The 13,283-nt window shown below is 72.3% G+C and carries 11 protein-coding genes; 8 read left to right on the forward strand and 3 right to left on the reverse strand.

The window, feature by feature from the left end; translation table 11 throughout:
* The first annotated feature begins 86 nt into the window (after positions 1 to 86).
* From pheS to OG897_RS12925, 5 genes are all read left to right on the forward strand, one after another.
* Positions 87 to 1,217 (forward strand): phenylalanine--tRNA ligase subunit alpha, encoded by a 1,131-nt coding sequence (gene pheS, locus OG897_RS12905; protein ID WP_266655866.1) that lies wholly within the window; start codon positions 87 to 89, stop codon positions 1,215 to 1,217.
* The gene (gene pheT, locus OG897_RS12910; protein ID WP_266655868.1) at positions 1,217 to 3,745 is read left to right on the forward strand and encodes a phenylalanine--tRNA ligase subunit beta; all 2,529 of its coding nucleotides are present in this window, start codon (positions 1,217 to 1,219) and stop codon (positions 3,743 to 3,745) included. The genes pheS and pheT overlap by 1 nt, the downstream gene beginning before the upstream one ends.
* A gap of 204 nt (positions 3,746 to 3,949) precedes the next feature.
* On the forward strand, positions 3,950 to 5,140 hold the full coding sequence (locus tag OG897_RS12915) for a PP2C family protein-serine/threonine phosphatase (RefSeq protein ID WP_266655870.1): 1,191 nt from the start codon (positions 3,950 to 3,952) through the stop codon (positions 5,138 to 5,140).
* A 296-nt stretch (positions 5,141 to 5,436) separates the two neighbouring features.
* Complete coding sequence (locus OG897_RS12920; protein ID WP_266655872.1) at positions 5,437 to 6,789, forward strand: transcriptional regulator; 1,353 nt, start codon at positions 5,437 to 5,439, stop codon at positions 6,787 to 6,789.
* A 98-nt stretch (positions 6,790 to 6,887) separates the two neighbouring features.
* Positions 6,888 to 7,448 carry an NUDIX domain-containing protein gene (locus tag OG897_RS12925; protein ID WP_266655874.1) on the forward strand — a complete coding sequence of 187 codons (561 nt, stop codon included), beginning with the start codon at positions 6,888 to 6,890 and terminating at the stop codon, positions 7,446 to 7,448.
* A gap of 41 nt (positions 7,449 to 7,489) precedes the next feature.
* On the opposite strand, the gene OG897_RS12930 is transcribed toward OG897_RS12925, so the two are convergent.
* The gene (locus OG897_RS12930) at positions 7,490 to 7,747 is read right to left on the reverse strand and encodes a hypothetical protein (protein WP_266655876.1); all 258 of its coding nucleotides are present in this window, start codon (positions 7,745 to 7,747) and stop codon (positions 7,490 to 7,492) included.
* 224 nt (positions 7,748 to 7,971) lie between these two features.
* Positions 7,972 to 8,832, reverse strand: a complete 861-nt coding sequence (locus tag OG897_RS12935) for a 3-hydroxybutyryl-CoA dehydrogenase (protein WP_266655878.1) — start codon at positions 8,830 to 8,832, stop codon at positions 7,972 to 7,974.
* A gap of 300 nt (positions 8,833 to 9,132) precedes the next feature.
* On the opposite strand from OG897_RS12935, the gene OG897_RS12940 reads away from it, so the two are divergent.
* Both OG897_RS12940 and OG897_RS12945 read left to right on the forward strand, forming a co-directional pair.
* Entirely contained in the window at positions 9,133 to 10,272 is a 1,140-nt protein-coding gene (locus tag OG897_RS12940; RefSeq protein ID WP_266656809.1) for a glycoside hydrolase family 10 protein, read from the forward strand.
* Between the two features lie 100 nt (positions 10,273 to 10,372).
* Entirely contained in the window at positions 10,373 to 10,765 is a 393-nt protein-coding gene (locus OG897_RS12945) for a barstar family protein (protein ID WP_323188037.1), read from the forward strand.
* Here OG897_RS12945 and OG897_RS12950 read toward each other — a convergent pair.
* Complete coding sequence (locus OG897_RS12950; RefSeq protein WP_266655880.1) at positions 10,758 to 12,209, reverse strand: PLP-dependent aminotransferase family protein; 1,452 nt, start codon at positions 12,207 to 12,209, stop codon at positions 10,758 to 10,760. The genes OG897_RS12945 and OG897_RS12950 overlap by 8 nt on opposite strands.
* Between OG897_RS12950 and OG897_RS12955 the strand changes: the two genes are divergently transcribed.
* Positions 12,208 to 13,227: a DMT family transporter gene (locus OG897_RS12955; protein ID WP_266655882.1), complete on the forward strand. Its 1,020-nt coding sequence runs from the start codon at positions 12,208 to 12,210 to the stop codon at positions 13,225 to 13,227. The genes OG897_RS12950 and OG897_RS12955 overlap by 2 nt on opposite strands.
* Positions 13,228 to 13,283 lie beyond the last annotated feature (56 nt).

Here is a 13,283-nt window from a genome sequence, read left to right on the forward strand (position 1 = left end):
GCCCTTTAGACTCGACCTTTGGCACCTTTGCGTCCTCACACGTGTCGAGCGGGGCCGCCCACCAGCCATCGGAAGTACGGGAAGAGATGTCCGCACCCAATAAGTCGTACGACCCTGTCGAGGTCGAGGCGCTGAAACCCGAAGAGATCGAGCGCATGCGGGACGAGGCGCTGGCCGCCTTCGAGGCCGCCGCCGACCTCGACGCGCTGACGCACGCCAAGACCGCGCACACCGGGCCCACCTCGCCGCTGTCCCTCGCCAACCGCGAGATCGGCGCGCTCCCGCCCCAGGCCAAGGCCGAGGCGGGCAAGCGCGTCGGCATGGCGCGCGGCGCCGTCAACAAGGCCCTCGCGGCCCGGCTGACGGTCCTGGAGGCCGAGCGCGACGAGCGCGTGCTGGTCGAGGAGGCCGTCGACGTCACGCTGCCGTACGACCGCGTCCCGGCCGGCGCCCGGCACCCGCTGACCACGTTCATGGAGCGCGTCGCCGACGTCTTCGTGGCGATGGGCTACGAGGTCGCCGAGGGCCCCGAGGTCGAGGCCGAGTGGTTCAACTTCGACGCCCTGAACTTCGTGCCGGACCACCCGGCGCGGCAGATGCAGGACACCTTCTTCGTGCAGGGTGCCGACGGCAGGAAGAACGACGAGTCCGGTGTCGTGCTGCGCACGCACACCTCGCCCGTGCAGGCCCGCGCGCTCCTTGAGCGCCGCGAGCCGCCCGTGTACGTCGTGTGCCCCGGCCGCGTCTACCGCACCGACGAGCTCGACGCCACGCACACCCCGGTCTTCCACCAGATCGAGCTGCTGGCCGTCGACGAGGGCCTCACCATGGCCGACCTGAAGGGCACTCTCGACCACATGGTCCAGGCACTCTTCGGCGAGGGCATGAAGACCCGGCTGCGCCCGAACTACTTCCCCTTCACCGAGCCGTCCGCCGAGATGGACATGGTCTGCTACGTCTGCCGGGGCGAGTCCGTCGGCAACCCGGACCGTCCCTGCCGCACCTGCGGCAGCGAGGGCTGGATCGAGCTCGGCGGCTGCGGCATGGTCAACCCGAAGGTCCTCACGGCCTGCGGCGTCGACCCCCAGAAGTACAGCGGGTTCGCCTTCGGCTTCGGCATCGAGCGGATGCTGATGTTCCGGCACAACGTGGAAGACATGCGAGACATGGTCGAGGGTGACGTGCGTTTCACTCGGCCCTTCGGGATGGAGATCTGATGCGGGTCCCGCTTTCCTGGCTGCGGGAGTACGTAGACCTCCCCGCCACCGAGACCGGCCGTGACGTGCAGGCCAAGCTGGTGTCCGCAGGACTTGAGGTCGAGACGGTCGAGCAGACCGGCGGCGGCATCAAGGGCCCGCTGGTCGTCGGCCAGGTCCTCACCATCGAGGAGCTGGAGGGCTTCAAGAAGCCGATCCGCTTCTGCACGGTGGACGTGGGCTCCGCCAACGGCACCGGCGAGCCGCAGGAGATCGTCTGCGGCGCGCGCAACTTCGCCGTCGGCGACAAGGTCGTCGTGGTCCTCCCGGGCGCCGTGCTGCCCGGCGACTTCGCGATCGCCGCGCGCAAGACGTACGGCAGGACCTCGCACGGCATGATCTGCTCCGGCGACGAGCTGGGCATGGGCGACGACGGCACGCACGGCATCATCGTGCTGCCGATGGAGTACGAGCCCGGTACGGATGCCATCGAGCTCCTTGAGCTCGTGGACGAGGTGCTCGACATCGCGGTCACCCCCGACCGGGGCTACGCGCTGTCGATGCGCGGCATCGCCCGCGAGGCGGCCACCGCGTACGGGCTGCCGCTGCGCGACCCGGCGCTCCTCGACGTCCCCGCGCCGAACGCGTACGGCTACCCGGTGAAGATCAGCGACCCGCAGGGCTGCGACCGCTTCACCGCGCGTACGGTCACCGGGCTCGACCCCGAGGCCCGTTCGCCGATCTGGATGCAGCGACGCCTCCAGAAGGCGGGCATGCGCCCGATCTCGCTCGCCGTCGACATCACCAACTACGTGATGCTGGAGCTGGGTCAGCCGCTGCACGCGTACGACCGCTCGCGCATCCAGGGCACCATCGGCGTCCGCCGCGCGGAGCAGGGCGAGAAGTTCACGACGCTCGACGGCGCCCGGCGCGTCCTGGACGCCGAGGACCTCGTCATCACCGACGACCGGGGGCCGATCGGCCTGGCCGGTGTCATGGGCGGTGCGAACACCGAGGTCGCCGACGTCGAGATCGACGCCGAAACCGGTGAGGCCAAGGGGACGACCGACGTCGTCATCGAGGCCGCGCACTTCGACGCGCTGACCATCGCGCGGGCCTCGCGCCGTCACAAGCTGACCTCCGAGGCGTCCAAGCGCTTCGAGCGCGGCGTCGACCCGCAGGCCGGCCCCGCCGCCGTGCAGCGCACCGTCGACCTGCTGGTGCTGCTCGCGGGCGGCACCGCCGAGGCCGGGGTCACCGAGGTCATCGCGCCCTCCGCGCCCCGCTCGATCTCCATGAGGGCGGACCACCCGGACCGCGTCGCGGGCGTCGCGTACGGCCGCGAGACCGTCGTGCGCCGCCTCCAGGAGGTCGGCTGCGACGTCTACGGCTCCGACGAGCTCGTCGTGACCGTGCCGTCCTGGCGTCCCGACCTGGCGTTCCCCAACGACCTGGCCGAAGAGGTCATCCGGCTGGAGGGGTACGAGAACCTGCCTTCCACGCTGCCGACCCCGCCGTCGGGCCGTGGCCTCACCGAGCGTCAGCGCCTGCACCGCCGCGTCGGCCGCGCGCTGGCGGGTGCCGGTTACGTCGAGGCGCTGAACTACCCGTTCGTCGGGGACGCCGCCTTCGACCAGCTCCAGCTGGCCGCCGACGACGAGCGCCGCTCCACCGTCAAGCTGGTCAACCCCCTCGCCGACACGGAGCCCGCGCTCCGTACGACGCTGCTCCCGGGCCTGCTCGGCGCGCTGCGCCGCAACGACGGGCGCGGCAGCCACGACCTGGCGCTCTTCGAGACCGGTCTGGTCTTCCTGCCGTCGGGCGAGGAGACCCGGGCCGTGCGCCTGCCGGTCGACCGCCGTCCGACCGACGAGGAGATCGCGCAGCTCAACGCCTCGCTGCCCGCCCAGCCCCGGCACGCCGCCGTCGTCCTCGCGGGCGCCCGCGAGCAGTCCGGCTGGTGGGGCAAGGGCCGCCCGGCGACCTGGGCCGACGCGATCGAGTCCGCCCGCACGCTGGCCCGCGAGGCCGGTGCCGAGCTGATCGTCGCCAAGGGCGCCACGGAGCCGTGGCACCCGGGCCGGTGCGCCGCGCTCTCCGTCGTCGTGGACGGCGAGGAGAAGGTCATCGGATACGCCGGTGAGCTGCACCCGCGCGTCAACAAGGCGATGAACCTGCCCGAGCGCACCTGCGCGATGGAGCTGGACCTGGACGTGCTGGAGAAGGCCGGTCAGGGTGCGCTCCAGGCGCCCCGGATCTCCACCTTCCCCGTCGCCACCCAGGACGTCGCCCTGGTCGTCGACGCGGGCGTGCCCACCGTCGTGGTCGAGGACTGGCTGCGTCAGGGTGCGGGTGAACTCCTGGAGGACATCCGCCTGTTCGACGTCTTCACCGGCGAGCAGCTCGGCGAGGGCAAGAAGTCCCTCGCGTACGCGCTGCGCTTCCGCGCCGCCGACCGCACGCTCACCGTCGAAGAGGCCACGGCCGCCCGCGACGCGGCGGTGGCGCTGGCGGCCGAGCACACGGGAGCCGTGCTGCGCGGCGCGTGACACGCGCAGACGGCGGGGCCGTACCCGCATGAGTGACGCCCGTTGAGGGCGTTACCGAGGGGCACATCCGGGACACGGGTGTGCCCCTCACTCATTTGGGTGAGATGTGGGGGCGATGTACGCATAGGGGAACGAACGCTAGACACAATCGTTCCGGCCGACCGGCCGTACCGTTGCGCATCGCTCCGAGGGGGCCGTCCGGAAATGATCCGACACAGGACGGAACCCCGGTACGGCGACAGCCCGGCGCGCACGGTGCATCGGAACGCGTGGCACCGGGTGGCGCGGCGGTGCGGGGGCGGAGCGCGCAGGCGGTACGGAGAAGGCTTCGGACACCGGGCGGTGCGCCGGGCCGTCGCCTGGGCGCGGTCCGCGTGCCTGGCCACGCTGCTCGGCCTGTGGGTCGCCGTCGTCGTCCTGTGGGAACTGTTCTGCCCGCTCTCCGACCGTCCCGGCGTCCTGCCCGACCTCGTCACCTGCCTCGGCTTCCTGCTGGCCGGGGCCGTCCTGATACTGCGGATGCGGATCGGACCGCTGCGGGACCTGCGCCGGGCGAAGGAGGTGGCGCGCGCCGCCCAGCAGGTGCTGCTCCGCCCGCTGCCCGCCCGGCTCGACGGACTCGCCCTCGCCGCAGGGCAGTTGTCCGCCAGTGAGGGGGCGGCCGTCGGCGGTGACCTGTACGAGGTGATGTCGACGGTGCACGGCGTGCGGGTGGTCGTCGGAGACGTACGGGGGCACGGGCTGCCCGCGATCGCGGCGGTCGCGGCCCTCCTCGGCAGCTTCCGGGAGGCCGCGCACGACGAGCCCGAACTCGGCGGTGTGATGCGGCGGTTGGAGCGCGCCCTCGGGCGTCATCTGCGGGAGCGCTCCCGCGAGGAACACCCGGAGACGGGCGGGGTCGAGCCCGACAGCGACCTGGTGGAGGAGTTCGTCACCGTCCTGCTCCTCGAAATCCAGGAGGACGGCGAGGTGCTGGCGCTCAACTGCGGCCATCCGTGGCCCTATCGGCTGCGCAGGACCGCCGAGCAGGTGGCGGGCGGTGACCCGCTGCCGCCGCTGGGCCCCTTTCCGCTCCCCGCCGACCTGCCCGTACGACGCTGCGTCAGGCTGCTGCCCGGGGAACTGCTGGTGCTGCACACGGACGGCGCGGAGGACGCCCGCGACGCGCAGGGCAGGTTCTTCTCGCTGAGGGACGCCCTCGCCGGGGCGGCGGCCGTACTCCCGGCCTCGCCGTCCACGGTGGTCGAACGGGTCCAGCACGCCCTGCTGCGGCACACCGGCGGCCAGGTCTTCGACGACGTGGCGCTGGTGGTGCTGCGCAACGACCGGCTGCGGGTGCCGACCCAGGGCGGGACGGCCGCCCGGCAGCAGTGCCCCGAACCCTCGCGCAACTGAACTGCCCGACAGCAGAGGGGATGTCACGGCGACTGGGAGGGTGTCACGGCGTCCGCCCGCCCCGCCACGGGGGTGCAGGTCGGCCGGGCGGGACGGGCGGGGGTGGGGATCGGGCCGCCGCACTGATGGAGGGGGGAGCCGACGGCCCGGCCGCCTCTTGCGAGGCAGTTCAGTCAACCGATTCGTGGGGTGCGGCGGGAGTGGGTGAAGGCTGTGGATGCGGGTATTCCGTTCACCCCCCGTGTGAATGCCCCGGTACTACGCTGGTCAGGACCGAGTCAGCCGGAGGCGCTCCCATGCAGCCCAATGCACTCCTCGACGCCCTGCTCGACGAAGCGGGGATCTCCCAAGCGGGTCTCGCGGCCCGCGTCAACCATGCGGGCGGGAAACGGGGGTTGGCGCTCCGGTACGACCACACGGCGGTCCGCCGGTGGCTCAAGGGGCAGCGACCGCGCGGCCAGGCACCCGACCTGATCTGCGAGGTGCTCAGTTCCCGGCTGCACCGGCAGGTCGCCCTCGACGACATCGGACTGGGCGGGATGCCGGGGGAGTCGGTCTCCCCCGACGGAGGTTCCAGCTCCACCCTCTCCGGATTCGTGGAACGGGCCACCGCGCTGTGGCGCTCCGACGAACAGCAGCGCCCGCACGTCCTGGGCGCACCCGCCGTCACGGGCACGCCCGCCGTGATGCCGGTCTGGGAGTGGGAGAACCCGCCCGAGGACAGCGACGTGTCGAGGTCCGGTCTCGCCCAGGTGAACCTCGCGGACATCGAGACCCTCAAGGGTGCCCGCGCGCACTACGAGCTGATGTACCGCAAGGCCGGTGGCATCGCGACCCGCACCCGTGTCGTCGGCTTCCTCAACTCCGAGACCGCGCCCCTGCTGCGCGGCGGCTACAACGACGCGACGGGTCGTCAACTCCACCGCGCCACCGGCGGGTTGGTGGCCATCGCGGGCATCTGCGCGTACGACTCCGACGCCCAGGGGCTCGCCCAGCGGTACTTCCACCAGGCACTGCGGCTCGCCAAGGCCAGCTGCGACCGGGGGCTCGGCGCGTACGTCATCGCTCTGCTCGTCAACCAGTCGCTGTTCATGCGGGAGTACCGCCAGGCGGTCGCCTTCGCCGAGGCGGCGCTGCGGACGGCCGGGCGTGAAGTCACCCCGGCGCTCGCCGCGGACCTCTACGCGATGCAGGCCAAGTCGTACGCCCACCTCGGGGACGGGGCGAGCGCGCTCGCCTGCATCCGGCGGGCCGAGAAGGCCGCCGACCGCATCCGCCCCGGCAGCGAGCCGGACGAGACCGGGTACGTACAACCGGGCCTGGTCAACGTGCAGGTGGCGGAGGCGCTGCTCAGCATGGGGGACCTCACCACCGCGCGGGAGCATGCGGCGGCGGCGGTCGACACCCGCGCACACGACCGCGGCCGGGTGCACCGGCTCGCGATCCTCACCCACGTCGAACTGCGGCAGGGGGAGGCCGACCGAGCCGTGGCCACCGCGGTCGAGATGGCCGAGCAGGCGCGGGGCATGGAGTCCCAGCGGCTGAGAGACCGGCTGCGGGCCGTGCGCGAACATCTGGCGGCCAGTGGCTGTGCCGAGGCCGACGAGGCGGCCGAAATGATCGACGGGGCACTGCGCATTCCCCTGTAAGGCACCTGCAAAGGGCCGTCGGGCGCTGGTTCCCCCAGCGCTGCGCTACTGCGATGTTGCCATCTACGTGCATCTACATGCCGGAAGGTGGCAGAACTGTGCAGTGGACGAACCTAAACGAACAAACTGTGTATGAGAACCCGTGGTTCCGGGTGAATCTCGCGGACGTCGAACTCCCCAACGGCCGTCATCTGGACCACTTCCTCATCCGCCTGCGCGCGGTCGCCGTCGCGACGGCCGTCAACGAGGCGAACGAGGTGCTGATGCTCTGGCGCCACCGCTTCATCACCGACAGCTGGGGCTGGGAACTGGCCGCGGGCGTCGTCGAGGACGGCGAGGAGGTCGAAGCGGCAGCGGCGCGCGAGATGGAGGAGGAGACGGGGTGGCGGCCGGGGCCGCTGCGCCACCTGCTCACCGTCGAGCCGTCCAACGGCCTCACCGACGCCCGGCACCACCTGTACTGGGCCCAGGGGGCCACGTACATCGGCTACCCCGAGGACGACTTCGAGTCCTCGCGCCGTGAGTGGATACCGCTGAAGCTGATCCCCGACATGATCGCCCGGGGTGAGGTCCCGGCCGCCAACATGGCGGCCGGGCTGCTGATGCTGCATCACCTCAGGCTGGGCCAGGGGGAGTTGGCCTCCGGCTCCAGCAGGTAGTACGTACGGCGCAGTGCGTACGGGTGTCGTGCGTACGGTGTCTAGCGACCGATGGCCTGCCACACGGCGACGGCGAGCGCACCGAGTGCGGTGAGCGCCGCCACCGCGGGCAACGGCCACCGGGAGTGTTCCAGCACGCTGACGCGGGCGATCAGATCGGCGAGGTCCTTGTCGTTCTGGTCGTCGCGCAGCGTGTGCAGGGCCAGCCGTCCCTCGATGTGGGTGAGACCCACGTCGAGGCGACGGCGCATTTCGGCGATGTCCTCTACGACCACGCTCTGTTCGGGGTCGGTGGTCACGATGTCCGCTCCTTCACGGGAGAGTCGATTCACGGGTTGTGACGGTGAGTCAACTCCCTTTGCGGGCAGGGCGGGAGCGTGTGTTCGGGGCATATGCGAGCACGCCCCGCACACCGCGCGCGCCCCCGCACACTCCGTGCGAATCAGGAGAGTGCGGGGGCGCGGACGCGGCGGGTGACGCTGGGTGGCCAGCCGTACGGGGTAGGCGCGCGGCGTGTCCGTGCCTATCCGTACGGGTAGAAGCCCGAGCCCGTCTTGCGGCCGAGGCGGCCCGCGTCGACCATGCGCTGGAGCAGCGGCGGGGCCGCGTACAGCGGCTCCTTGAACTCGTCGTACATCGAGTCCGCCACCGAGGCGACCGTGTCCAGGCCGATCAGGTCGGCCAGCTTCAGCGGACCCATCGGGTGGGCGCAGCCCAGTTCCATGCCGTTGTCGATGTCCTCGCGGGACGCGATGCCCGACTCGAACATCCGGATCGCCGACAGCAGGTACGGGATCAGCAGCGCGTTCACCACGAAGCCCGAGCGGTCCTGGGCGCGGATGGCGTGCTTGCCGAGGATCTTCTCCACCATGGCGTGCGCCCGGCTGATGGTGCCCTCGGACGTGGTGAGGGCCGGGATCAGCTCGACGAGCTTCTGCACCGGGGCCGGGTTGAAGAAGTGGATGCCGATCACGGCGTCCGGGCGGGACGTCGCGACGGCCAGCTTCACCAGCGGGATGGAGGAGGTGTTGGAGGCCAGGATCGCGTCCGGGCGGGTCACGACCTGGTCCAGGACCTGGAAGATCTCCGTCTTGACCTGCTCGTTCTCGACGACGGCCTCGATCACGAGGTCACGGTCGGCGAACTCGCCGAGGTCGGTGGTGAAGCTCAGGCGCGCCAGCGTCGCGTCGCGCTCCTCCTCGGTGATCTTGCCGCGCTCGGCGGCCTTCGAGAGGGAGTTGTAGAGCCGTGTACGGCCGATCTCCAGGGCCTCGCCCGTGGTCTCGGCGACCTTGACCTCAAGGCCGCTGCGGGCGCACACCTCCGCGATGCCGGCGCCCATCTGGCCGCAGCCCACCACTCCGACGCGTTCGATGTCGGTCACATCGTGCCTTTCGCTCTACGGTCGCGTTCTTGGTTCACGCTTTTGGTCAACGTTGGTCAACGTATCGGTGTCCCGGGGGCCCGGCCGGTGTCTCCGACGAGGCCCGCCACGAACCCCCGACGTTACTCCGCGCCTGCCGGGCCGGGGCCGGGAGGGCGGGCATGCTGGGCCCGGAAGCGGGTCCGTACCGGAGTGGTGAGGGGTGGTTTTGTGGGACATGTCGCACGAAGGAGGCTTGTGGCGGGCGCGGCCGGAGCCCTGTCGGCGCTGGCGCTCGGCAGGGGGTCGGCGGCCGTCCCGGTGACCGCCGGCGCGGTGGGCGGCACGGGCGCGGGGGAGAGGGCGATGCGGGGGATGTGGCTGGCCACCGTGGCGAACCGGGACTGGCCGTCGAAGAAGGGGCTGAGTGCGGCGCGGCAGCGCGCTGAGCTGCTGGTTCACCTGGACCGGGCGGTGGAGATGCGGCTCAGCGCGGTCATCTTCCAGGTCCGGCCGACGGCCGATGCGCTGTGGCCCTCCCCGTACGAACCCTGGGCCGAATGCCTCACCGGGCGGCAGGGCGAGGACCCCGGCTGGGACCCCCTCGGCACGGCCGTCGAGGAGGCCCACCGACGGGGTCTGGAGCTGCACGCCTGGTTCAACCCGTACCGGGTGGCGAATCACACAGACCCCACAAGGCTCGCGGCGACCCATCCGGCGCGACTGCACCCGGGATGGGTGGTTCCCTACGGCGGAAAGCTGTACTACCACCCGGGGCTGCCGGAGGTCCGCCGCTTCGTGCAGGACGCGATGCTGGACGCGGTGCGGCGGTACGCGGTGGACGCCGTGCACTGGGACGACTACTTCTATCCGTACCCGGTGGCGGGGGAGGTCTTCCCCGATGCCGACGCCTTCGCACGGTACGGGAGCGGGTTCGCCTCCGTGGGGGACTGGCGGCGGCACACGACGGACGTGCTGGTGAAGGAGATGGGGGAGCGGATCCGGGGGGTGCGGGCGGGGGTGCGGTTCGGGGTCAGCCCCTTCGGCGTGTGGCGGAACGCGGCGGCCGACCCGGAGGGGTCCGCGACCCGGGCGGGCGTGGGAACCTACGACGACCTGTACGCGGACACGCGGAAGTGGGTGCGGGAGGGCTGGGTGGACTATGTCTGCCCGCAGCTGTACTGGCACGTGGGGTACGAGGTGGCGGACTACGCGGAGCTGGTGCGGTGGTGGGCGGGGGCGGTGCGGGGGACGGGGGTCGCCCTGTACGTGGGCGAGGCCCTGTACAAGGCGGGTGACCCGGCGCAGTTCGCGCCGTGGCAGGACCCGGCGGAGCTGTCGCGGCACCTGACGCTGGCGGGGGCGTATCCGGAGGTCGGGGGGCATGTCTTCTTCTCCGCCCGAGAGGTGGGGGCGGATCGGGTCGGGGCGATGGGGAGGGTGGTGGCGGACCACTACTGAGGGCGTGGCCGGGCGCGCGCCGCGCAGGGACACGGCCCCACGCCCCGGTCGGGTCGCCCCCCCACGCGCCGACGGGCCGGTTCCCCCGCAGAATGCCCCCATGAGCGACGACACCCTTCCCGGCCCCTGGACCGAACTCAGCCCCGAGGAGCGCCGCACCCGGCTCGCCGACGTACAGGCGCGGTACTTCGCGCGGCCCGGTGGGGCGGGGGCCGACAAGGAAGCCGGGAGGACCTACGCCCTCGACGGGCGTCACATCACCGACCGCTCCGCCCTCTTCCTCGCCCTCGGGGAGGCCGTCAACGGCCCAGGAGGCTACTTCGGGGGCAACCTCGACGCCCTCAGTGACTGTCTCAGCGGCGGCTTCGGCGTCACCGCTCCCTTCGTCCTGGAGTGGGGGCACTCCGACGTCGCCCGCACCCACCTCGTCGCGTACTTCGACTCCGCCCTCGACGTCCTGCGCGAGCATGCGGTGGAGGTGCGGCTCAGGTAGCTCCCGAGGCCGTCAGGGCGTCGTACGCGGTGCGCAACCTCCTTACTCCCTCGGTGAGTTCGGCCGTGCTCGACACCGCGGCGAAGCTCAGCCGTACGTGGTCCGCCGGGGGCTCCGCGCTGAAGTACGGGCGGCCAGGGGCGATCGACACCCCGGCGCGGAGCGCGGCGGACGTCAGGGCAGGCTCCTCCACGCCGTCGGGCAGGCGCAGCCACAGCTGGTAACCGCCGGACGGCACGTGGGGGAGAGCCAGCCCGGGCAGGTGCAGGCGCAGCGCGGAGACCATGGTGTCGCGGCGGCCCTGCAACTCGGCGGAGACCGTGCGCAGATGGCGGGGCCAGGCGGGGGAGCCGACCAGTTCGATCGCCGCCTCCTGGAGGGGGCGGGGGACGAAGAAGTTCTCCACCACCTGGATGGCGCGGAGGCGTTCCAGGACCGGGCCCCGGGCCGCGAGCGCGCAGACGCGGAAGCTCGGCGAGGTGGCCTTGGTGAGCGAACAGACGTGGACGACGACGCCGTCGGAGTCGTCGGAGGCGAGCGGGCGGGGCAGCGGCCCCGCGTCCGCGTGGACCAGACGCCGTACGAAGTCGTCCTCGACGACGAAGGCCCCCGCCGCCCGCGCGATCCGCAGGACCTCCGGGCGGCGTTCGGCGGAGAGCACCGCGCCGGTCGGGTTCTGGAAGAGGGGCTGGCAGACGAAGACGCGCGCGCCGGTGGCCCGGAAGGCGGCCTCCAGGAGGTCGGGACGTACGCCGTCGGCATCCACGGGCACCGGAACCGGGCGGAGCCCGGCGGCCCGCGCGATCGCGAGCATCCCCGGGTACGTCGGCGACTCGACCAGCACCGGGGAGCCGGGCGGCGCGAGGGCGCGCAGGGTCGTGGTCAGCGCGCTCTGGCCACCGGCCGCGATCAGGACGTCGGCGGCGGTGATCGCCCCTCCGACGCCCCGGGCGAACCATTCCCGCAGCTCGGGAATGCCGTCCACGGGCGGCCGCCCCCAGGCACCCGGCCGCCTGCCGGCCCGGGCGAGGGCGGCGGCCATGGCCTGCTCGGGCTGGAGGGAGGCGTGCAGGTAGCCGCCGTTGAACTCGATCACGCCGGAGGCGGGCGCGGAGAGGGTGGCCAGGAGGCCCGACGCGTCGACCGTGCGCGGCGTGCGGTCGGTGCAGCCCTCGGCGCTGAGCGTCACCTCCTGCCAGGAGGTGTCCCCGGGGGTACGGGCCTCCGCACGGCGGTCCTCGACGCGGAACGCGCCCGCACCGGGCCGGGTCACCACGAGCCCCTCCGAGGCGAGCTGGGCCAGGGCCCGGGAGACGGTGACGGGGCTGACCCGGTACTGCTCGACCAGGGCCCGACTTGACGGCAGCTTTCCACCGGGGGAGTAGCGGTGAAGATCCGCGCGAAGGGCTGATGCCAGTTCAGCGACGCTGCTACGCTCATGCATGAACGTAGAGAATAGCGCTACTGGCGGCAAGGCGATAGCAGTTGGCGGCTCGCCGGAGGCTCCTGACCACGCTTCTGGCCTTGCTCCTGGGCGTGTTCCCGTCGGTGTGCCCGCCCGTGTGCGCGTCCGTGTGCCCGTCCCTGTGCGCGTCCGCGGAGGAACGGCCCGCAGCGGCACCCTGCTCGCCGCCCTCGGCGTGGTCGCCTTCTCCCTCACCTTCCCCGCCACCGCCTGGGGCCTTGAGGGCTTCGGGCCCTGGACGCTGGTCTCCGTACGCAGCATCCTGGCCGCCCTCGTCGCGGGCGGCGCGCTGCTCGCCCTGCGGATACCCGTGCCCGACCGGCGGCACTGGGGCGGCCTCGCCGTCGTCGGCATCGGCGTCGTGCTCGGCTTCCCGATGCTGACGACCCTGGCGCTCCAGACGTCCACGACGTCCCACGCGGCCGTGGTGGTGGGCCTGCTGCCGCTGACCACGGCGGTGTTCGCCGCCGTACGCACCGGGCACCGGCCGTCGCGCGCCTTCTGGGCGGCGGCGCTCGTCGGGGCGGCGGTCGTCATCGCCTTCACCGTGCAGCAGAGCGGGGGCGCGCTGTCCGGCGGAGACCTCTACCTGTTCGGGGCGCTGCTCGTCTGCGCGGCCGGGTACACCGAGGGCGGGCGGCTGGCCAGGGAGATGCCGGGCTGGCAGGTCATCGGCTGGGCGCTGATCCTGTGCCTGCCGGTGGCGGTGCCGACGGCCGCGGTCGCGCTCGCCGTGGAGCCGCTGCACCTGACGGGCACGGCGGTGGCCGGGCTGCTGTGGGTGGCGGTCGGGTCGCAGTTCCTGGGCCTGGTGGTCTGGTACCGGGGAATGGCCGAGATCGGAGTCGCCCGCGCAAGTCAACTCCAGCTCGCACAGCCGCTGTTGACGCTCGTGTGGTCCGTGCTGCTGCTCGGCGAGGTACTGCCGGTGGCGGCACCGGTGGCGGCGGTGGCGGTGCTGGTGTGCATCGCGGTGACGCAGCGGGTGCGCAGCTGACATGTCTGATGCGTGGTGGGTTCAACTCCCTTGTCCGCAACTAGACTTGGCCGCTC

The sequence above is a fragment of the Streptomyces sp. NBC_00237 genome (assembly GCF_026342435.1).
Lineage (GTDB): Bacteria > Actinomycetota > Actinomycetes > Streptomycetales > Streptomycetaceae > Streptomyces.